The sequence below is a fragment of the uncultured Brachyspira sp. genome (assembly GCF_910578695.1).
Classification (GTDB): Bacteria; Spirochaetota; Brachyspiria; order Brachyspirales; family Brachyspiraceae; genus Brachyspira.
Genome location: NZ_CAJTQJ010000006.1, coordinates 1 through 21,317, shown reverse-complemented (window position 1 = coordinate 21,317; position 21,317 = coordinate 1). Strand labels below are relative to the sequence as shown.

At 27.4% G+C, this 21,317-nt stretch carries 20 protein-coding genes; 12 read left to right on the top strand and 8 right to left on the bottom strand.

What is annotated here, in order from left to right:
• Positions 1–2: 2 nt before the first annotated feature.
• From QZ288_RS03250 to xth, 3 genes are all read right to left on the bottom strand, one after another.
• The gene (locus QZ288_RS03250; RefSeq protein WP_295154905.1) at positions 3–323 is read right to left on the bottom strand and encodes a YggT family protein; all 321 of its coding nucleotides are present in this window, start codon (positions 321–323) and stop codon (positions 3–5) included.
• A 14-nt stretch (positions 324–337) separates the two neighbouring features.
• Positions 338–670 carry an STAS domain-containing protein gene (locus QZ288_RS03245; RefSeq protein WP_295154903.1) on the bottom strand — a complete coding sequence of 111 codons (333 nt, stop codon included), beginning with the start codon at positions 668–670 and terminating at the stop codon, positions 338–340.
• A gap of 84 nt (positions 671–754) precedes the next feature.
• On the bottom strand, positions 755–1,537 hold the full coding sequence (gene xth / locus QZ288_RS03240; protein ID WP_295154902.1) for an exodeoxyribonuclease III: 783 nt from the start codon (positions 1,535–1,537) through the stop codon (positions 755–757).
• Positions 1,538–1,736: 199 nt separating this feature from the next.
• On the opposite strand from xth, the gene QZ288_RS03235 reads away from it, so the two are divergent.
• Positions 1,737–2,621 carry an MBL fold metallo-hydrolase gene (locus tag QZ288_RS03235; protein WP_295154900.1) on the top strand — a complete coding sequence of 295 codons (885 nt, stop codon included), beginning with the start codon at positions 1,737–1,739 and terminating at the stop codon, positions 2,619–2,621.
• 579 nt (positions 2,622–3,200) lie between these two features.
• On the opposite strand, the gene aspS is transcribed toward QZ288_RS03235, so the two are convergent.
• Together aspS and QZ288_RS03225 are read right to left on the bottom strand one after the other, a co-directional pair.
• Positions 3,201–4,961, bottom strand: a complete 1,761-nt coding sequence (gene aspS, locus QZ288_RS03230) for an aspartate--tRNA ligase (RefSeq protein ID WP_295154898.1) — start codon at positions 4,959–4,961, stop codon at positions 3,201–3,203.
• Positions 4,962–5,589: 628 nt separating this feature from the next.
• On the bottom strand, positions 5,590–6,198 hold the full coding sequence (locus tag QZ288_RS03225; protein ID WP_295154896.1) for a RecX family transcriptional regulator: 609 nt from the start codon (positions 6,196–6,198) through the stop codon (positions 5,590–5,592).
• A gap of 105 nt (positions 6,199–6,303) precedes the next feature.
• Between QZ288_RS03225 and QZ288_RS03220 the strand changes: the two genes are divergently transcribed.
• From QZ288_RS03220 to QZ288_RS03185, 8 genes are all read left to right on the top strand, one after another.
• A complete protein-coding gene (locus QZ288_RS03220; RefSeq protein WP_295154894.1) occupies positions 6,304–6,960 on the top strand; it encodes an IS1595 family transposase in 657 nt (218 codons plus the stop codon).
• A gap of 40 nt (positions 6,961–7,000) precedes the next feature.
• Positions 7,001–8,746, top strand: coding sequence for a potassium transporter TrkG (locus QZ288_RS03215; protein WP_295154892.1), 1,746 nt, complete (start codon positions 7,001–7,003; stop codon positions 8,744–8,746).
• 342 nt (positions 8,747–9,088) lie between these two features.
• Positions 9,089–9,553: a transcription elongation factor GreA gene (gene greA / locus QZ288_RS03210; RefSeq protein WP_295154890.1), complete on the top strand. Its 465-nt coding sequence runs from the start codon at positions 9,089–9,091 to the stop codon at positions 9,551–9,553.
• Positions 9,554–9,753: 200 nt separating this feature from the next.
• Complete coding sequence (gene glgA, locus QZ288_RS03205) at positions 9,754–11,247, top strand: glycogen synthase GlgA (protein WP_295154888.1); 1,494 nt, start codon at positions 9,754–9,756, stop codon at positions 11,245–11,247.
• Between the two features lie 36 nt (positions 11,248–11,283).
• Positions 11,284–11,808: a DJ-1/PfpI family protein gene (locus tag QZ288_RS03200; RefSeq protein ID WP_295154886.1), complete on the top strand. Its 525-nt coding sequence runs from the start codon at positions 11,284–11,286 to the stop codon at positions 11,806–11,808.
• A 57-nt stretch (positions 11,809–11,865) separates the two neighbouring features.
• Positions 11,866–12,660, top strand: coding sequence for a Cof-type HAD-IIB family hydrolase (locus QZ288_RS03195; protein WP_295154884.1), 795 nt, complete (start codon positions 11,866–11,868; stop codon positions 12,658–12,660).
• 80 nt (positions 12,661–12,740) lie between these two features.
• Positions 12,741–14,027 (top strand): glucose-1-phosphate adenylyltransferase, encoded by a 1,287-nt coding sequence (locus QZ288_RS03190; RefSeq protein WP_295154882.1) that lies wholly within the window; start codon positions 12,741–12,743, stop codon positions 14,025–14,027.
• A 189-nt stretch (positions 14,028–14,216) separates the two neighbouring features.
• Positions 14,217–14,645: a PepSY-like domain-containing protein gene (locus QZ288_RS03185; RefSeq protein WP_295154880.1), complete on the top strand. Its 429-nt coding sequence runs from the start codon at positions 14,217–14,219 to the stop codon at positions 14,643–14,645.
• A gap of 43 nt (positions 14,646–14,688) precedes the next feature.
• Here QZ288_RS03185 and QZ288_RS03180 read toward each other — a convergent pair whose 3' ends face one another.
• From QZ288_RS03180 to QZ288_RS03170, 3 genes are read right to left on the bottom strand one after another with little or no spacing between them, the layout of a single operon-like run.
• Entirely contained in the window at positions 14,689–17,085 is a 2,397-nt protein-coding gene (locus tag QZ288_RS03180; protein WP_295154878.1) for a glycoside hydrolase family 3 C-terminal domain-containing protein, read from the bottom strand.
• 53 nt (positions 17,086–17,138) lie between these two features.
• Positions 17,139–17,660 (bottom strand): GNAT family N-acetyltransferase, encoded by a 522-nt coding sequence (locus QZ288_RS03175; protein ID WP_295154876.1) that lies wholly within the window; start codon positions 17,658–17,660, stop codon positions 17,139–17,141.
• Positions 17,645–18,214 carry a GNAT family N-acetyltransferase gene (locus QZ288_RS03170; RefSeq protein ID WP_295154874.1) on the bottom strand — a complete coding sequence of 190 codons (570 nt, stop codon included), beginning with the start codon at positions 18,212–18,214 and terminating at the stop codon, positions 17,645–17,647. Before QZ288_RS03170 ends, QZ288_RS03175 begins: the two co-directional genes overlap by 16 nt.
• Positions 18,215–18,439: 225 nt before the next feature.
• On the opposite strand from QZ288_RS03170, the gene tcmP reads away from it, so the two are divergent.
• Genes tcmP through QZ288_RS03155 form a run of 3 tightly spaced genes read left to right on the top strand, consistent with a single transcriptional unit; the run spans position 18,440 to position 21,301 of the window.
• Positions 18,440–19,402, top strand: coding sequence for a three-Cys-motif partner protein TcmP (gene tcmP / locus QZ288_RS03165; protein ID WP_295154872.1), 963 nt, complete (start codon positions 18,440–18,442; stop codon positions 19,400–19,402).
• Between the two features lie 18 nt (positions 19,403–19,420).
• Positions 19,421–20,143, top strand: a complete 723-nt coding sequence (locus QZ288_RS03160) for a phage Gp37/Gp68 family protein (RefSeq protein ID WP_295154870.1) — start codon at positions 19,421–19,423, stop codon at positions 20,141–20,143.
• 12 nt (positions 20,144–20,155) lie between these two features.
• Positions 20,156–21,301 (top strand): restriction endonuclease subunit S, encoded by a 1,146-nt coding sequence (locus QZ288_RS03155; RefSeq protein WP_295154868.1) that lies wholly within the window; start codon positions 20,156–20,158, stop codon positions 21,299–21,301.
• Positions 21,302–21,317: the final 16 nt, after the last annotated feature.

Genomic DNA, 21,317 nt, shown 5'->3' with positions numbered 1-21,317 from the left:
ACTTATATCCTAGATGCTAAATTTAATAAAAATTGGAATACTGTTCTAAGTACTATTGGAGCTGCCAATTGTAAAATTAAAAGAAATATTAAAGGAGATAAATCTATAATCCCTATAATGAGTCTTCTTCCTGCGAATACTTTGTCTATAACTCCGTCGGTTATATTATAGAAGAAATTTACTATTGGGTTATAATAATCTAAATGCATAGCTCCGAAAGCCTGAAGCCAGCTTAATATAATCCATATAAACCATATAAAAGAGTAAAGCCTCAGTATCTGCATAAGTAAATAGTATATAAATCTGATAGTTTCTATTAACATATATTTTCCATATATTATTTAATATTTTTAAGAGCTTCATCTATATTGTCTGCTGTATTAACTATAGTCAAAAACTTTGTAGCTTCAAATAAATTTCTTAATTGTCTGCTTAAAGAACAAAAGTAAACTACCCCTCCGTTTTCCCCTGATACTCTTAAAGCAGATGCTATTAATCCTAATGCTGATGAACATATATATTCAATATTATGAAAATCAAATATAAAATTCAAAGCTCCTGCATCTTTTACATAATTTAATTTTTCTTCTAAAATATCTGCATTTTCAGATATAATATTTTTTTCTATATTTATTACGGCTGTTTTATTCTCAATGATTGTACGAACCATGCAAACTCCTTATATTAATAAAAAATAGAACTATATTTACTATTTTTAATATATTATAAAACCTTAAAAAAATCAAACAGTTTTTTACTTATCCCATTCAATAAGTATAGGACAATGATCGCTGCCCATAACTTCAGTTAATATATCAGCCTTTTTTATATTGTCTGTTATTTCATTATTTACAAAGAAATAATCTATTCTCCAGCCCACATTTTTTTCTCTAGACCTAGTTTTCATATCCCACCAGCTGTAATGTCCGCCTTCTTTAACAAACATTCTGAATGTATCCGTAAAACCTTTATTTAAAAACTCAGTTATTTTAGCCCGCTCTTCTGGAAGAAAACCTATACTTTTTTCATTTTCTTTAGGTCTAGCCAAATCTATAGCTTGATGTGCAATATTCATATCTCCGCATAGTATAACATTAGTTTTTCTTTTTAATTTGCTTAGATGTTTTGTTATCTCATCATAAAATGAAAGTTTGTACTGAAAATGCTCTTTTGATTTACCGCCGTTTGGAAAGTATACATTAAATATTATAAAATCATCAAATTCTAAAGAAAGTATTCTTCCTTCTCTGTCCGAGAATTTACTTCCTAATTTATTTTTAATTTCTTTATTTGGTTTTAATTTTGTATAAATAGCAACACCGCTGTATCCTTTTTTTATTTCAGGGTCAGCAGGATTTATAAAAAGCTCGTATCCTTCTATATTTTTTAAATCTTCAGGCAGCTGTTCTTCAAAGGCTTTGGTTTCCTGCAGGCATATTATATCAGGATTTTCCTTTTTTATAAAATCTATCAAGCCTTTTTTGTATGCTGCTCTTATTCCATTAACATTCCATGATATTATTTTTAAAATACTCATTAATACAACCTTTTTATTTTAATCTTATTATTATAAACTTTATCTGCCATTAATACAAGTATATATAAAAGCATATAACAAGCATATATAAAAACATATAATATGTATTTTATTATTTATTAATAATAAATGTAAATTAGATTGATTTTTTTTTATAATTATATTATGATATGCATATAAAATAATTTAGGGTTTAATTTTGAAAGTAAGATTTCTTGGAAGCAGAGGCTCTATACCAACTCCCGGTAATAGCTTTAGCGAATACGGCGGTAATACATCTTGTATACAGATTATAGATGATGAAGGAAATTATATAATACTTGATGCAGGAAGCGGACTTAAAAATGCAAGCTATTATTCTTTAAAATCAGAAAAAAAAGAAAGCATAATACTTCTTACACATTTTCATTGGGATCATATTATAGGAATACCTTTTTTTGCACCGTTTTTTTCAAGCAAGTATAGTTTTACTGTATACGGTCCTAAAGATTCTTCTATAGAAATGTATGATACTATAAATAATATACTTGCCAAAGATTATTTTCCTATCAATTTAGAACAGTTTGCAGCCAATCTTAAATTTGAAGCCTTTTATGAGGGTAAAAAGATAGTTTTTGGAAATATGACTATAGAAGGTATATGGGTTAATCACCCTTGTCATACATTATCATATAAAATAACTTCAGGTAATAAAACAGTTGTTTATCTTACAGATCATGAACCTTATAAAAAGCGTCTTCATGCACAGCACCCCTCTCTTTCGCATTATAATCATAATGCAGATTTACTTCATGCAAGACTGATAGATTTTGTACGCGGTTCAAATGTTCTTATAATAGAGGGGGAATATACAAAAAGCGAATATTATAACGGACATGTAGGCTGGGGGCATTCTACTTTAAATGATGCTATTCAGGTGGGACTCGATGCTGATGTTCCTTATGTTATACTTCATCATCATAATCAGGAAAGAACTGATGCACAGATAGATTTAATATATAATAAATTAATGGCTTTTCTCAAAAAAGAAGAAATAGATTTGCAGCTTGCTTTTGCTAAAGAGGGCTCTTATATCAATATATAGAATTTTTTTATTTTATGCAGTTTGAAATACTAGAAAGCTAAATATAAAACTGTTCAAAGCCGCTAAATTTATTTACAAGCAATTTTTTTATTAGCAATAATAAAATAATTTTTAAATACTGAAAAGTCAAATATAAAAATTGTGAGTGCCTGACATTCAGAGAATGACAGGGATTACGCAAATATCGGCAACAAGTTTTTTTATTGGTAAATAAATATAAAAATTATGAGCATCTGACATTCGTAAGAATGGCAGAGTATCAAAGCTCATAATTTTTATTAGCAATAATAGAAAGTTTATAGCTAGCAACAATAAAATAAAAAACTTGTGAGTGCCTGACATTCGCAGAATGGAAGGGGTTATTGACGAACAAGTTTTTTATTAGTAAATAAATATAAAAATTATAAGTAATATTTTAAAGCTATAAACGAGCAGCTAATAACTTTAGTTATTAGCTAATTTAAAGCGAGTTTATAGCTAGCAACAATAAAAATAAACGAGCAGCTAATAACTTTAGTTATTAGCTAATTTAAAGCGAGTTTATAGCTAGCAACAATAATAAATTATTATTTTATTACTTTATTCTTCTATACTCAAATGAAGTTCTTCCAATTGATCATCATCAACAGTAGAAGGACATCCGCTCATCAGACATTGTCCTTTCTGAGTTTTAGGGAACGCTATCACTTCTCTTATACTGTCTTGTTTTTGAAGAAGCATAACAACTCTGTCTATACCATAAGCCATACCGCACATAGGAGGGGCACCATATTTTAAAGCGTCAAGCAGGAAGCCGAATCTTAATTTTGCTTTCTCCTCATCTATGCCTAAAAGCTTGAATATTATAGACTGTATTTTGCTGTCATATATACGCTGTCCGCCGCCTCCTATTTCATTGCCGTTTAATACTAAGTCATAAGTATCGCTTCTTACTTTGAGAGGCTCGCTTTCTAATATAGCATTGTCTTCAGGTACAGGGGCAGTAAATGGGTGATGAGTAGCCGATATTCTCTTTTCTTTATGATCATACTCAAATAATGGAAATTCTACTACCCATAAGAAATTTAATTTATCTTTATCTATTAAGTTTAATTTTTCAGCAATCTTCAATCTTAAATTGCCCAAAGCATCAAATGTAACTTTAGGAGTGTCAGCAACAAAGAATAATAAATCTCCTTTTTCTGCTTTAGTAACTTCTAATATTTTCTTTTGATTATCTTCAGAGAAGAATTTTACTATATTGGATTCAAGCCCCTTATCAGTTACCCTCATCCAAGCAAGTCCTTTAGCTCCGAATATACCTACATATTTAGTAAAATCATCAATATCTTTTCTGCTTAATTTCTCTCCGCCTTTAGCATTTAAACATCTTATTATAAATTTATTATCCAAAGCATTTTTAAATACTGCAAAATCACAGCCTTTTACAGCATCTTCTACATTTATAAGTTTTAATTCAAATCTAGTATCAGGCTTGTCGCTTCCGTACATCTCCATAGCATCATAATAATTTAATCTAGGAAAAGGAGTAGGCAGGCTGATGCCATAAACATCTTTAACTATATTAGCAGTAACTTCTTCCATAATAGATAAAAACTCATCAGTACTTAAAAAAGAAGTTTCAATATCTACTTGAGTAAATTCAGGCTGTCTGTCTGCTCTCAAATCTTCATCGCGAAAACATTTAGCTATTTGATAATATCTGTCAAAACCGCCTATCATAAGTATTTGCTTGAATATTTGAGGCGATTGAGGAAGGGCATAAAAATCTCCTGCATTTAGTCTTGAAGGAACAAGAAAATCTCTTGCACCCTCAGGAGTGCTTTTATTTAATATAGGAGTTTCTACATCTATGAAGCCTTTATCAGATAAATGTTTTCTAAAAGCATTAGTTATTTGAAATCTTTTATATAAATTATTGAATACCTCAGGTCTTCTTAAATCTAAATATCTGTATTTTAATCTTATATCCTCTCCTGTATCAATATCATCTTCAAGAAGAAAAGGAGGAGTTTCTGAAGTATTAAGAAGCTCCATTTTCTCAGCCATTACTTCAATTTCACCAGTAGGAATTTTAGGATTAATCATTTCAGGGCTTCTAGCTCTGATTTTGCCTTCTACACTGATAACATATTCGCTTCTTAAATCCTGAGCGTCATTATGTGCTTCTTTACTTATTTCAGGATTAAATACTATCTGCACAAATCCTGTTCTGTCTCTTAAATCTACAAATATTACTCCGCCATGATCTCTTCTTCTCAAAACCCAGCCAGCAAGTTTAACTTCTTTACCAATATCATCTTTAGTTAATATTCCATTATAGTCACTTTTAAAACGCATATTATAATTCCTCTTTTAATTAAAATTATTTTTTATTATTATTGCCGCTACTGCGTGCCGACGAAGTCCACTACAGTGTTGGCAGGCGTCGCTTTAACTACATCAATAATTATTTTTTTATTATTGCTATTAAAAATTATGAGCTTTGATACTCTGCCATTTAGCGAATGTCAGACTCTCATAATTTTATTATTTAAGTTATAAGCTGTTTGTTTATCTTTATTGTTGCTAGCTATAAACTCGCTTTAAATTAGCTTATAATTGATATTATAAAAATTGTGAGCATATGGGACAGAGGCACTTACCCATAAATCAGCGAGCAATTTTTATATTTAGCTTTTTAGTATTCAAAAGTTAATATATTTATTTTGAACAAACATAATCATTATATTATATGTACATATAAAAATCAATAATCTAAATAAAATGCATATTAATTTTTATATAAAATTATTTAGATTATATTTATAAAAGTACGTTTTCATAGTTTTGGTATCAATAAATATTAAGAAATTATATATAAAATTTCTTATAAAATATGATTATTTTTTTATATTTAATTTTAAACAAACTAATTCATATATTCATCAAATACATATATTTTTTAATTGCTTTTATATAACTGTTATTAATCTTTATAATTTTCTTTTTTATCTATATATTTTCTTACTAAAGTTTTTATTCTATCGTACTTAAAACCTTTACGCATTAAAGTTTTTATAAGATAATCTTCTTTTCTATCTTTATGTTCATATACTTTATAATATTTTCTTATAGCATCTTTTAAAGCTTTATCATCTATTTTATCGCTTATGGAGTTTTGTGCTTTTTCTATCAAACTTGGTTTTACTTTATTTTTCTTTAAATAATCTATTATATGTCTTTTGCTTTTACCTTTAAGTTTAAGGCTGTTTATTGCTATTTTTACGAATCTTTTATCATCTATTAAATCATATTCTTTGCAGTAATGCATAGCATAATTAATAAATCTCTTTTTATGTCCTTTTTTTATAAGTTTTTCTCTAAGCATTCCTTCACTTATAAAGCCTCTTTTTAATATTGAAATAGCTGATTTTCTAGCAGCAGATTCAAAAGCCCTAAGTCTTATATGCGGAATTTCATCATATTCAAGCTCCATTCCTTCATATAAATCAAGTTCATAAAGCCCGTTTTTTGGTATAGTAAATATATCTCCGCCTGATACTTTGATATATATTTTATCATTTTTTAATTTCATTTTTAAAATAACCATAATAAAAATAGTATAATAAATATAAATAGTTTTCAAGTATTAAAAAAGAAGGGGCTGACCCAGATAACATAAAATTATTATATTTTATGTATGAAACGCAGTAAATTAACTAAAGAAAAACAATTAAAATTAATAGAACATTTTGTAGCTGGAACCACAGCAAGAACTGCTTCTGCCATTATTGGTGTCAATCGTAAAACAGCAATATTATATTATTATCATTTACGAGAATTAATATTTAAATATGAAACAGAAAAAGAGAAAGAAATTTTTAATGGTGAAATAGAAGTTGATGAAAGTTATTTTGGCGGTAAAAGAAAAGGAAAAAGAGGAAGAGGGGCTAAAGATAAGATACCAGTATTCGGTTTATTGAAAAGAGGAGGAAAAGTATATGTAAAAATAATAAATAATACTACTAGTACAACATTATTTGGTATTATTAAGGAAAAAGTACAGCCAGATAGCATTGTATATACTGATTCTTATCGCAGCTATAATATTTTGGATGTATCTGAATTCAAACACTTTAGAATTAATCATGATGAAAAATTTGCTGAAGAAAAGAATCATATCAATGGTATTGAGAATTTTTGGAATCAAGCTAAAAGGCATTTGCGTAAATTTAATGGAATACCAAAGGAGCATTTTCATTTATTTATTAAAGAATGCCAATTTAGATTCAATAATAAAGATATTGAAAAACAATTAGAAATTATATATAATTTAGCAAAAAAGGAGCTTTTTTAGTTATCTAGGACAGCCCCTTATTTTAATTAAAGACTGATGTATGAAAAATATATTTAATAAAAGCAGGAATAATCCGAATAAAACTATAATTCAGGCTATAGATGAATTTTTGAAAAGAATTTCAAATTTGACAGCAATAACAGGTTCAATATTTGCAATATTTGTTCTTCTTATGCAGATAAGACAGGTTAATGTTTCTAATTTTTATATATTACATTATAATGAAATAATTAATATAATCACTATATTTTTTATATTTATATTTATAGATCAAATAAGAATAGCACCTAGAAAACTCTATAAAATAATGCCTATTATTCAGCTTATAGGACTTATTTTACTTAACTTTTTTAGTAAAAAATATTATTATATATATGCAAATAGAATAATTTGGACTATAGCAGGTTCTGTACTTTTCTTTTTAGTCATAGTAATAAATTGGCTTAGATTATCATATTCTAAATTAACATTATATCAAATGATTATAGCATCATTTGTATTTGTTATAACATTAGGAAGTTTATTATTGTATTTGCCTTTAAGTACAGTAGAAGGAAGATTATCATTTGCAGATGCTTTATTTACAGCTACAAGTGCAGTATGTGTTACAGGACTTAGTGTTATAGATATTTCTAAAGAATTTACATTATTCGGGCAAATAGTTTTAATAACTCTTATACAAATAGGCGGGCTTGGTATTATGTCAATATCTGCAGTAATGCTTTTATTTTCAGTAAATAAAGGAAGCGTACAGGATAGGGTAAGAACTTTAGAAATGTTTAATATTCAAAATAAAGATATAATACAATCAACTATAAAGATAATATTTTTATCAACATTTTTTATAGAATTATTAGGTGCTGTTTCTTTATTTGCTGTTTCTGAAAATCCGAATATTGCAAAAAAAATATTTTCTGCATTATTTCATTCTGTAAGTTCATTCTGTAATGCAGGATTTTCGCTTTATACTGATAATCTGCATAGATATGCAGGAAATATTACTGTCAATATAACGGTTATGTTTCTTATAATATTGGGAGGCTTAGGCTATCCTGTTATGCTCACTATATCAAGGGCTGTAATTAATAAGATAAAAGGTAAAAGATATGCATTTGATGTTCATGCCAGAATAGTAATATTTACTACTATAATACTTATAATCTTTGGAGCTGTTTTTATATTTTTCAATGAATATTCAAATTCCCTTAAAAGTCTGCCTATGAAAGAAAAAATATTAGTATCATTATTTCAAAGCGTGAGTCCTAGAACAGCAGGCTTTGAAACTATTGCTTATAGTTCTATGAGTAATGTTACTATAGGAGTTATTATATTTTTAATGTTTGTAGGAGCTTCTCCTAACAGTACAGGCGGAGGAGTTAAAACTACTACATTATTTGTATTTGTTTTTTCTGTAGCAGCTGCAGTTTTTAACAGACCTTATATTGTAGTTAATAACAGAAAAATAAATGTTTCCGCTGTCAATAAGTCTGTTGCAATAGTTACTCTTGCTATATCTATTTCTGTATTATCTTCTTTTGTTATATTTTATATAGAAAAATCTACTGCTATGATGCCTATATTATTTGAGGTAATATCAGCTATAAGTACAGTAGGGCTTTCTCTTAATATTACTCCTACTCTTACAATATGGAGCAAATTGATAATTATATTTTTAATGTTTATAGGCAGGGTAGGCTATCTTACTTTATTTATGAGCATAGGTTCTATTGACCAAGGTAAATACAGTATGATAGATTTGCCTACAGGAGATGTTACTATTGGTTAATTTATCTGTAAAGTTATTATTATATTTTTTTATTATATTTTTGCAGAAGAAAAACATATTATATAAAAAATAACATAAATAAAGAAAAAATAGTAATTTAAATAATGCATTTAAATATTATGATATTATTTTATATAGGTTTTTATTTTTTGTATAAATACTTTATTTAATTTTTTATAGTATCATTTTATGTTCTTAATAATTTATGCAAAATTAATTTTTAAGAACATAAATATATTTTTATTAATATTATTTTTTTATTTTTATAGATTAATCTTTTTATTTGTAAATATTTGAAAATAGTTTATAATATCAAAATTACTAATTTTAAGGATATTAAAAATGGCAAAACCAATAACAAAAGAAGGATATGATAAAGCTAAATCAAAACTTGCAGATTTAAAAGCAGAATTTGAAACTTTACCTGCTATTATTGCAGAAGCCAGAGAGAAAGGCGATTTAAAAGAAAATGCTGAGTATCATGCCGCTAAAGAGAAGCAAGGATTATTGAATGCACAAATTTCAAAGTTAGAGAGTGATTTAGCAGGCTGTGAAATAATAGATCCTGCTAATTTGGATAAAGATACTGTAACTTTTGGTAAAAAAGTAAAAGTTAAAGATAAAAATAGGAATGCTGTTTTTGAATATAGAATAGTAGGCGAATTGGAAGCTGATATGAGCAAAAATGAAATAACAATAGTAACGCCTATTGCTAAAGGGTTATTGGCAAAAAAGGTTGGGGATATTGTTACTATAAAAGTACCTGCAGGAGATAAGGTTTTAGAGATATTGGAAATTAGTATATGATTTTTATTTATAATATAAAATTTATTTTATATATATAGAGAGAGAATCTATTTTTTATATAAAATCTATTTTATATAAAAAAATTCTTTTATTTTTACTAAACTTTTTATTATAATAATATTATAAAATTATAATTATACTTGAAGTTTTTAAATAAAGTTATATATTTAAAAGTATATTCCAATTTTTAGGAGTTTTATATGTCCAAAATGAAAGTTATGATAGCATCATCTGAGGCTGCACCATTTATAAAAACAGGGGGACTTGCTGATGTTGTTGGTGCTTTGCCTATATATTTAAATAAACTTGGTGCAGAAGCTTTTGTAGTGCTTCCAAAATACAGAGATATTAATTTTTATGATTGTTATTTAGAGAATATACTTCCTGTTATGGGAGTATGGATGGGAAGCGGCGAAGAATGGTGTTCAGTATTCAAAACAACAAAAGACGGAGTAGATTTTTATTTTATAGAACATCATAGTTTTTTCAGCAGAGAAGGACTTTATCATGATGCTGCTTTTAATGACTATCAGGATAATGCTTGGAGATTTGGTTTCTTTTCAAGGGCTGCTTTGCAGTTATGTAAAGATTTGCAGCTTAATGTGGATATTGTACATGCTAATGATTGGCAGACAGCAGCTATTTCTGCTTATATAAAAACTTGGCATTGGAATGATGAAATAGGACATGCAGCAAGCGTACTTACTATACATAATGCTAATTATCAAGGCATATATAATGCTGCTTCAACTTATGATTATTTAGGCTTGGGCTGGAATAATTTCAGTCATGATACTTTTGAGGATCATGGCAATATAAATTTACTTAAAGGCGGAATATTCTTTTCTGATGTGGTTACAACTGTAAGCCCTACATACGCAAAAGAAATTTCTTCTCCTTACGGCGGATATGGTATGGCGCCTTATTTGCAAAATAAAACTACAAGTTTCTTCGGCATACTTAATGGCATTGATGAAGAGATTTGGTCTCCTGAAAAAGATAAATTGATACCTGCTAATTTCTCTGCAGATGATATGAAAGGCAAAAAAATATGCAAAAAAGAGCTGCAGAAGAGATTCTTACTTGAAGAAGATGATGATGTAGTGTTGATAGGTGCTGTAGGAAGATTTGTTGATCAAAAAGGGTATCATTTTATAGCTTCTATTATTGATTCTTTGATTAATAATATGAAAGTTCAATTCTGCATACTTGGTACAGGAGATAAGGGACTTGAAAGCTTCTTTGGAGATTTGCCTAAGAGATATCCTTCAAAAGCAGGTTCTTATATAGGTTTTAATAATGAATTGTCGCATTTAATAGAGGCAGGCTGTGATTTATTCGTAATGCCTTCATTATTTGAGCCTTGCGGACTTAATCAAATGTATTCTTTGAGATATGGTACTTTGCCTATAGTTCATGCTACAGGCGGACTTGAAGATACTGTTGAAAATTATAATGAAGAAACAGGAGAAGGTACAGGATTTAAATTTTATGATTCCAATCCTCAGGCATTATATAATACTATTGGCTGGGCTGTTAGTGTTTATTATGATCATAGGGACAGATTTATAAGCTTGCAGAAAAGAGGTATGAAAATAGATAATTCTTGGGAGAAAAGTGCTAAGGAATATATTAAGGCTTATGAACTTGCCATTTTGAATAAAAATAATTATGATGCAAATTGCGGCTTATGATATAATGATTTTTTATGAATATTGGAGATATAGAGTATGGAAAAAAATAATAATATTTTATATGTTATGTCAGGGCAGAATTTTCAAGATGAGGAATATTTTGAAAGCAAAAAAATTTTTGAGTCTTTGGGATATAAAACAAAAGTATCTTCTACTTATATAGGTGCAGCTCAGGGTAAATTGGGAGGAATGACAAATATAGATTTACTATTTAGCGAAGTTGATGCTGTTGAATTTGATGCTGTTGTATTTATAGGAGGAATAGGATGCATAACTTTATGGGACGATTGGCGTACTCAGGGGCTTGCTAAATTGTTTTTAGATAATCAAAAAATAGTTGCAGGTATAGGAAGCGGTATTGTAATTATGGCTAATGCTAAGATATTGGAAGGTATTAATGTTACATGTCTTTCAGCAGATGAATCTCATGTAAGGCATGGAAATGCAAATGTTTTGAAAGATAATGTTGTTGTTTCTGGAAATATTATAACCGCTGATGGTCCTAGCTCTTCAAGGGAATTTGCTAATGCTGTTGCAGAAGCATTAAATAATATGTCTTAATTAATTTTTTTATTATAAGAATAGAGTTCATATTTAATTAAAAATGGTATTTATAAAATGATAAAAGCAGTATTTTTTGATATAGATGGTACTTTAGTGAGTTTTAATACTCATAAAGTTGCCGATTCTTCTAAAGAGGCTATAAGATTATTAAAAGAAAAAGGCATAAAAGTTTTTATAGCAAGCGGCAGAGCTTTATTTTTAATAGATAATTTAGATGATTTAGAATTTGACGGTTATATAACTATAAACGGATGCAGCTGTTTCATTAATGATAATGGAAATATTAAAGAAATATATAGAGAAACCTTTGATAAGAATGATTTATTTTCTTTAAATGATTATTTGAAAACTGATAAAATTCCATGTGCTGTTATAACTAATAATGATATGTTTATTAATTATCAAGATGATACTATTAAGCATCTTTATAGTATGGCTAATGTTCAAATTCCAAAAACTGTAGATTTAGATGATTATATAAAGAATAATTATAATGATATTTTGCAGCTTAATATTTTTACAGATGAGAATAAAGAAAAATACTTAATGGATAATGTCTTGAAAAATTCTAAATCCAGCAGATGGCATTTTTCATTTGCTGATATTAATCCGAAAAATAGTGGCAAGGATATAGGCATAGATAAAATTATAGAGCATTTCGGCATTAATTTAGATGAAACTATGGCTTTCGGCGACGGCGGTAATGATATAGGTATGATAGAGCATTCTGCTTTGGGAATTGCTATGGGTAATGCTAATGAATCTGTAAAAAAAATAGCAGATTATATTACCGACGATGTTGATAATGACGGAGTATATAAGGCTTTGAAGCATTTTAATGTATTATAGTTCTTGAAAAATCAATTTTTTTTTACTATACTTATAGTATATAAATTCTTAAAGCATAATAAAAAAATATTGGAGTTTTTATGAAAATGTTTAATACTGTTGCATTGATACTTGGCGGAGGAAGAGGAACAAGATTATATCCTCTAGTAAAAGCACGTTCTAAACCTGCAGTATCTTTAGGCGGACAATATAGAATGATAGATATACCTGTATCTAATTGTATAAACAGCGGATTTAGAAATATATATGTTATTACTCAATTTAACAGTGCTTCTTTAAATAATCATATATATAATGCATATAGATTTGACAGTTTTTCAGGCGGTCATGTAAGCATACTTGCAGCTGAGCAGACTGATACTAATATAGATTGGTATCAAGGTACTGCCGATGCTGTTAGAAAAAATCTTTCTCATTTTGACAGCGAATCTGTAAATAATGTAGTCATACTTTCAGGCGATCAGGTTTATCGTATGAATTATAATGTTATGCTTCAGCATATGCTTGAAACAGGGGCGGATATAGTTGTAGGAACGGTTCCTGTTGTGAAAGAAGATGCTAAAGGTTTCGGAGTTATGCTTGTTAATAAAAGAGGGCAAATTACAAACTTCCACGAAAAACCTAAAGAAGATGAAGTTCTTAATTCATTAAAGTTAAGCGAAGAACAGAAGAAAATGTTTAATATAGAAGACCCTAATAAAGAATATTTGGCTTCTATGGGTATATATGTATTTAGAAGAAATGTACTTAAAGAATTATTAGCTGATGTATCTATGATAGATTTCGGCAAGGATATTATTCCTGAAGCTATAAAGAAATATAAAGTATTCAGCTATGCATTTCAAGGTTATTGGGAAGATGTAGGAACTATTAAAGCTTATTTTGAAGCTAATATATCTTTTGGAAGTAAAAATCCTCCTTTCGACTTTTATGATGAAAAAGCTCCTATATATACACATGTACGCTATTTATCTCCTTCTAAAGTGGAAAAGGCGACTGTAACTTCAAGTATTATAGCGGACGGATGCAGAATAGAAAATGCCACTATCAAAGAATGTGTTATTGGGGTGCGTTCTGTTGTTCAAAGCGGTTCTACATTAGAAAAAGTTGTTATGATGGGAAGCGATTATTATGAGGATAGTGAAGATATTGAAAGGCTTCATGCAAAGCACATTCCTAAAATAGGTATTGGTAAAAAATGTACTCTTAAAAATGTGATTATAGATAAGAATGTAAGAATAGGTAATGATGTTGTTATTACTAATAAAAAGAAGATACAGCATCAGGATAGTGAATTCTATTGTATTAGGGACGGTATCGTAATAATTCCTAAAAATACAATAGTAAAAAGTGGTACAATTATATAATTATTTGTTAGTTTAAGTGTATTTATTGAGGGCGGAAGTTTATCTTCTGCCCATATTATTATGCTTTATAATAAATAATGTAAAAAAATAGTAAAAATATTGTAAAAAAAATTGACAAATATATTAAAAGTGATATACTTATAATTGTAAAGATAATTTATGTATATTATTATTTAAGGAGAGTAAAAGATGAAAAAATTATCTGTTTTATTAATATCATTAATCATTTTATCAGCATATAATCTTTTTGCTGATATGGTAGTTCCGCCTTCAGCTTTGCCTGCAAATGCTTCTTCTTTTATACAAAGAGTATTTCCTAATGTGCAAATATTTAAAGTTGAAAGAGACGGAAGAAAGTTTGATGTAAAATTATCTAATGGTGTTTCTATAGAGTTTTTGAATAATGGAGATTGGGAAAATATAGACAGCGAATATGCTCCTATACCAGATGCAGCTTTTCCTCCTGCTGTTATAAGAGCTGTAAAAAATGCTTATCCTCAGGCTGCTGTTATTGAAGCTAAAAAAGAATGGGGAAATTATAAATTAAAATTAAATAATATGATGGAAGTTATGGTTTCTGGAAACGGACAAATTATGGGGCAGAAATTTGATGATTAATATAATAAAGCAGTGATATAATATCACTGCTTTTATTTTTTTATTAATTATTATTTAAAATATTTATTAAATTTTCAATATCATCTCTTGTAATAATATTGCCGCTCATAGTAGATAGAGAACGAAGAGGTGTTTCAAGCATCATACTTTCAAACATTTTTTTAGTGTCTGTTTTATCATCTTTAAATATAACATCAAGTTTTGATAGAAGTTCATTATAAAAGTATTTTGCTCTATTTTCATCAAGTAAATCTCTCAAATTATTATTAAGATTATAAGGTTTAGATGCTTTAACATTTATAGGATTTAATTTTCTTCCTAAAAGCTCTTCAAATGCATTATCAGAAATATTTATATCTTTAAAATCAAAATAATCATCAATTCTTTTTTTATAATAATTAACAGAATCTATCTTGATATTTTTGCTTAATAATAAATTTCTTGATGAATTACCAACATATATTGTATATGTTCCATTTTCTATTTCATACTGTTTTGTATCTGCATTATAGAAAGAGAAGCTTCTTTTATTCAATTTTAATATAACGGTTTTCTTCTCATTAGGCTGTAAAAATACTTTTATAAATGCTTTTAATTCTTTTTTTGCTTTAAATATATTATTTTCAGGAGCTGATACATATACTTGAGCAACTTCGCATCCGAATAAATCTCCTGTATTTTTTATATCAAAAACTATATGTATATTATCGAGTCCTGCAATTGTGCTGGCATCTGAAATTATTAAATCAGAGAATTCAAAAGTTGTATATGACAGTCCAAAGCCAAATGGAAATAAAACTTTCTTTTGAGCTTTATCATAATATCTGTATCCTACAAATATTGATTCTCTGTATTCAACGGCTCTATTTCCTCCCGGAAAATATTTATAGCTTGGATTATCTTCTAAACTTAAAGGGAAGCTTTCTGCTAATTTTCCGCTTGGATTAACAATACCGAATATTATATTAAATGCTGCACTTACCGAAGCCTCTCCAGCTAAATATAAATTAATAACGCCTTTTACTTTATCAATCCAAGTCATTAAAACAGGTGCCCCTATTGAAAGTACAACTACTACATTTTTATTTATTTTAGAAATTTCTTCTATAAGATGATTATGATTTTCAGGCAAGTTTAGATGTTTTCTGTCAAATCCTTCAGATTCATAAGAGTTTATAAGGCCTGCAAATATTATTACAATATCTTTGTCTTTAGATATATTTACTGCTTCTTCTATTAATGCATTATCTATACTTGGAGAATTTGAATCATATCCTTTTGCATAATTAAACTCTAAATTATTTTCTTTGAAGTATTCTTCTGCCGTATCTATTTTATATGCATTTATAAGAGAGCTTCCATTTCCCTGATATCTAGGCTTTTGTGCGAACTCTCCTATAACTGCAATTTTACTTTCTTTTTTTGCAGGAAGTATTTTATCTTCATTTTTTAATAGTACTATAGAGTTTTCCGCTATTTTTCTAGCTATATTATGATGTTCTTCTTTATCATAATCAAAATTATCATAAATATTATCCATAGAATATAAATAAAAATATAAAATTCTCTCTACAGTTTTATCTAATATTTTTTCATCTATTATAGTATTTTCTTTTATAATAGTTTCTTTAAGAGCATCATAAACTTTTTTATCATCGTATCCATTTGTAGAAGGCATTTGCAAATCAAGTCCAGCCTTTAAAGCTTCAACTCTGTCATTAACTGCCCCCCAGTCAGAAATAACAATTCCGTCAAATCCCCATTCATCTCTAAGTATATCTGTAAGCAAATATTTATTTTCTGAAGCAAATATTCCATTAACTCTATTATAAGAACACATAACAGTAGAAGGCTTAGCCTCTTTTACAGCTATTTCAAAAGCATATAAATATATTTCTCTTAATGCCCTTTCATCAATAACACTGTCTATTATAAGCCTTAAAGTTTCCTGATTATTAAGAGCAAAATGTTTAAGGCTTGATTGTATTCCATTATCTTCCAAACCGTTTATCCAGCCGCTAGCCATTTTTCCAGCAAGATAAGGGTCTTCAGAAAAATATTCAAAATTTCTTCCGCAAAGAGGAGAGCGTTTAATATTTATACCAGGTCCTAATACTACAGAAACTTTATTTGCCTTTGCCTCTCTTGATATAGCTTCGCCCATTTCATACATAATATTAGGGTCAAATGAACATGCAGAGCAGCATGCGGCAGGAAAGCAGGTTGATGAAATAGACTTTTGCAAACTTAATTCTTCTGATTCTATGCTTTGTTTTCTTATTCCGTGAGGTCCGTCTGTTAAATATATAGAATCTATTTTTAATCTTTTTATTTCTTTTGATGACCAAAAATCTTTACCGCTTAGAAGCGAGGTTTTTTCTTCTAAAGTCATTTCTTTCATTAATTCTTTTATTTTTTGAGAATATTTATTATCATTCATAATTAACTGCCTCAATATATTTTATTATATAATAATATAAATATTTTAGTAAATCAATATAAGTTATATATATTCTTATGAATAATATTAATAACTTTTTTATATTCATAGCTTGTAAGTTTATTAGAGGACATCAATCTAAAATCTAAAAATGAAACTTTTCCATTATCAAGAAAATAAGGATACGGATATGTTTCATCATATAAATAAAATCCTAATGATCTATACCAATTAACTCTTCTGTATGCTAAATCATTGGTATCTTCAGGCACAACTTCAACTATAATATTGCTATGCATTTTCATTAATTCTTTTAATGCCAAAGAGCCGTATCCTAAACATCTGTATTTTCTTTCTATTGCAAAATATTCTATATATAAAAAATCTTCCAATATCCAGCATAAACAAACGCCTATATGAATATCATCTTTCTTTATGTCATAAAGATTTTTTTTGATTTTTTTATTGTTTAAATATTCTTTTAAACTCCAATTTTCACGAATATTAAAAGAGTCTTTTATAATTTCTTCATTATAGTTTGAAGAGTTAATACTTTCAATTAATTCGATTTCCATTTATCTATTTTTTCTAATCTAGGCTTATATACTTTATTATATATTATTTTTATGATATTGTCATGCTCTTCTTTGCTTTTTATTTTTATGCTTGTCATTATTTTCATTTTAATAGATGATATTTTTTTATTTTCATCTATATAGGGCATATCATAATTATAATCAGAAAGTATAAGTCCGAATCTCTGATACCATTCTATACGCTTTTTAGCAATTTCATTTAAATCATAAGGTTCTACTTCTATAACTATTAATTTATTGCTTAAAATTTCTAATATTTTTGTAATCACTTCAGAACCATATTTTTTTCCTCTTAATTTTTTATCTATGGCTAAATATTCTCCGTAATTGAAATCATCTAAATCCCAAAGCAGAGTTAAGCCTATAGGTGCATCATCATCTAATATAGCATAAAATTTATAATTACTATTATCTTCATTTTCTAAAGTCATATCAAAATTCCATCTTTCTTCAGGAGGAAAAGCTTCATTGTATAAATTTTTATAAAAATCTTTATTTTTTTTATCTTCTTTCATTTCAATTAATTTAATCATAATAAAACTCCGTTTTAGTCCTAATATATACTATTTTTTTAATTAAGTAAATACAGTATTATTAAAAATTGCTTGAATAAATTATAAGTATTGTTTATACTAATATTTTTAGTACGAGATAAGTTATATAGAGCAAAGTAAAAAGGTTTTTTGAAGGGTATAAAACTTTGATTTATATATTGTAATAATTTAATTATATATTATACTTATATACAGGATTTATGTATGAATAGAAAAGAACCAAATTTCAATAAAAAAATAAATAAAAATGCTATAGAAAAATGTAATAAATGTTCTTTAAAAAAAGATGAAAATAATATAGTTAATACTTTATGTAAAGAAGTTATTGGTACAGATGGAGAAAAAATAAGATGCGTAGGGAATTGGGCATATAAAAAAGTATATTATATTACAAGATATTTTGATATTTTTTTTAATGGAATGAAAAATAAATTTTTTAATTTAAATTATTTAGAAATATGTTCTGGTCCTGGAAGATGTATATATAAAAATGAAGGAACAGAATATGATGGGACTGCTTTATCAATACTGCATCATTCTTCATACAAACATGCAAATTCTATTTTATTTTTTGATAAAGAGGAAGAAGTTGTAAATATTTTAAATAATAGAATTATGAAATTGGGAAAACAAGATAAATCTAAAGCATTTATTGCTGACTATTATAAATATGATGATATAATCAATATTATTAGTCATAATATGGTTAAAGAAAATTCATTAAATTTATTAGTAATAGATCCTACAGATTGCAGTGTTCCATTTGAAACTATAAAAAATATAAAAAAATATTTAGGAAAAGTAGATTTAATAATTAATTTTGCTTATGGTACGGATTTAAAAAGAAATATAGTAAAATTTGTTAATGGAGAATTAACAACTGCAAGAGATAAATATATAAAATTTCTTGGTGATGATGATTTTTTAAATAATAAAGATGTAAAAAGGTATGCTGAACATAATAATAATGATAAACTATTGGAATTATATTTTAATTATTATCGCGAACATTTAAAACAGATAGGCTTTACATATATCGATCCTTCTGTAAGTGTTAAACATTTTTATTCATTATTATTTGCTTCTGCTAATAAAAGAGGTTTTGATTTTTGGAAAAAGATAAAAGAAATAGAATCTTCAGGACAGAGGACATTAGATTTATTTTAATTTTTATTGGAGTTAAATATGGCTAATAATTCAAATATAGAATGGACAGAATCTACATGGAATCCTGTTACAGGCTGTACAAAAGTAAGTGCAGGATGTCAGAATTGTTATGCTGAGAAATTGGCTAATAGACTATATGCTATGGGGGTAAAAAATTATATAAATAAATTTGAGCTTACAATTCATAAGGAAGCATTAAATATTCCGATGAAGTGGAGAAAACCAAGAATGATATTTGTAAATTCTATGAGTGATTTGTTTCATGAAGATATACCACTTGAATTTTTAAAAAGAATATTTAATGTTATGAATGAATGTTCTCAGCATACTTTTCAAATACTGACAAAAAGGTCAGAAAATATGCTTAAACTATCTAGCAAGCTAAAATTAACTGACAATATTTGGCTTGGTGTAACTGTGGAAAATAATGCTTCACTTTATAGAATATCAGATTTATTAAAAACTAATTCAAAAATAAAATTTGTTTCATTTGAGCCTCTATTAACTTCTTTACCAGATTTAGATACTAATGGTTTAGATTGGGCTATAGTAGGAGGTGAGTCAGGGTATAATGCACGACCTATGAAAGAAGAATGGGTTATTGATATAAAAAATAGATGTTTAAATAGTAATACAGCATTTTTTTTTAAGCAATGGGGCGGTGCAAATAAAAAGAAAAACGGAAGATTACTTCAGGGCAGAACTTGGAATGCTATGCCAGAATATGCTTTATCTATTTAAGGATTCCAAACAATGACCCACTCACTCCCTGCAGGCTGGCAAGAAGTAAAATTAAAAGATATATGCAATATACAAGACGGAATACATACTACTCCAAATTATGTTAATAAAGGAATTAGATTTATAAGTGTAGAAAATATTAATAATATATATTCTAGTAATAAATTTATATCAAATGAAGACTACAATAATTTATATAAGGTTAAAGCAAAAAAGAACGATATTTTTATGACAAGAATAGGAGATATAGGAACTCCTGCTATTGTTACTAAAGATGAGGAATTAGCCTACTATGTAACTATAAGTTTACTTAGTAATATAAATAAAAAAATTTATTATAAATATCTATATTATATAATACAATCGTACAGCTTTCAAAGGGAACTATATGCAAGAACATTGCATGTAGCCTTTCCTAAAAAAATCAATTTAGGTGAAATTGGAGAATGTAAATTTATATCTCCACCCCTAGACGAACAAAAACGCATAGCCTCAGTACTGTCCTTATGCGACGAAGCAATAGAAAACCTTAATAAACTTATATATAAAAAAGAACTTTATAAGAAAGGTGTAATGCAAAGAGTGCTTACAGGCGAAGTGCGGTTTGAGGGTTTTACTGATGAGTGGAAAGAAATAAAAATATCTGAATTGGTACAAAAAAATATTATTTTTATAGAAAAAGGAAAAGCTATAAGTAAAAATAAAATTATAGAAGGTAATATTCCTGTTATAGCAGGTGGAAAAATTCCTGCATATTATCATAGTGAATATACTCATGATTTTCCTTGTATAACTATTAGTGCGTCTGGAAGTGCAGGATATGTTTGGTTTCACAATTATAAAATATGGGCTTCTGACTGCAATGTTTTATATACTGAAAATAAAAAATATAATATAAATTTTTTATATTATTATTTAAATCATATACAAGAATATATATACAATTTGCAAATAGGAGGAGTTCAACCGCATGTATATGCTAAAGATATAATTACTTTAACAGTACCTAATATAGGTATCGAAGAACAAAATAAAATTGCTTCTTTCCTTTCTCTTATAGATGGAGACATTGACAATCTTAAAAAATTATTAGAGCTTCGTAAAGAGCAGAAGAAAGGACTTATGCAGAGGCTTCTTACTGGGGAAATTAGGATATAGATAATAATAAAAATAT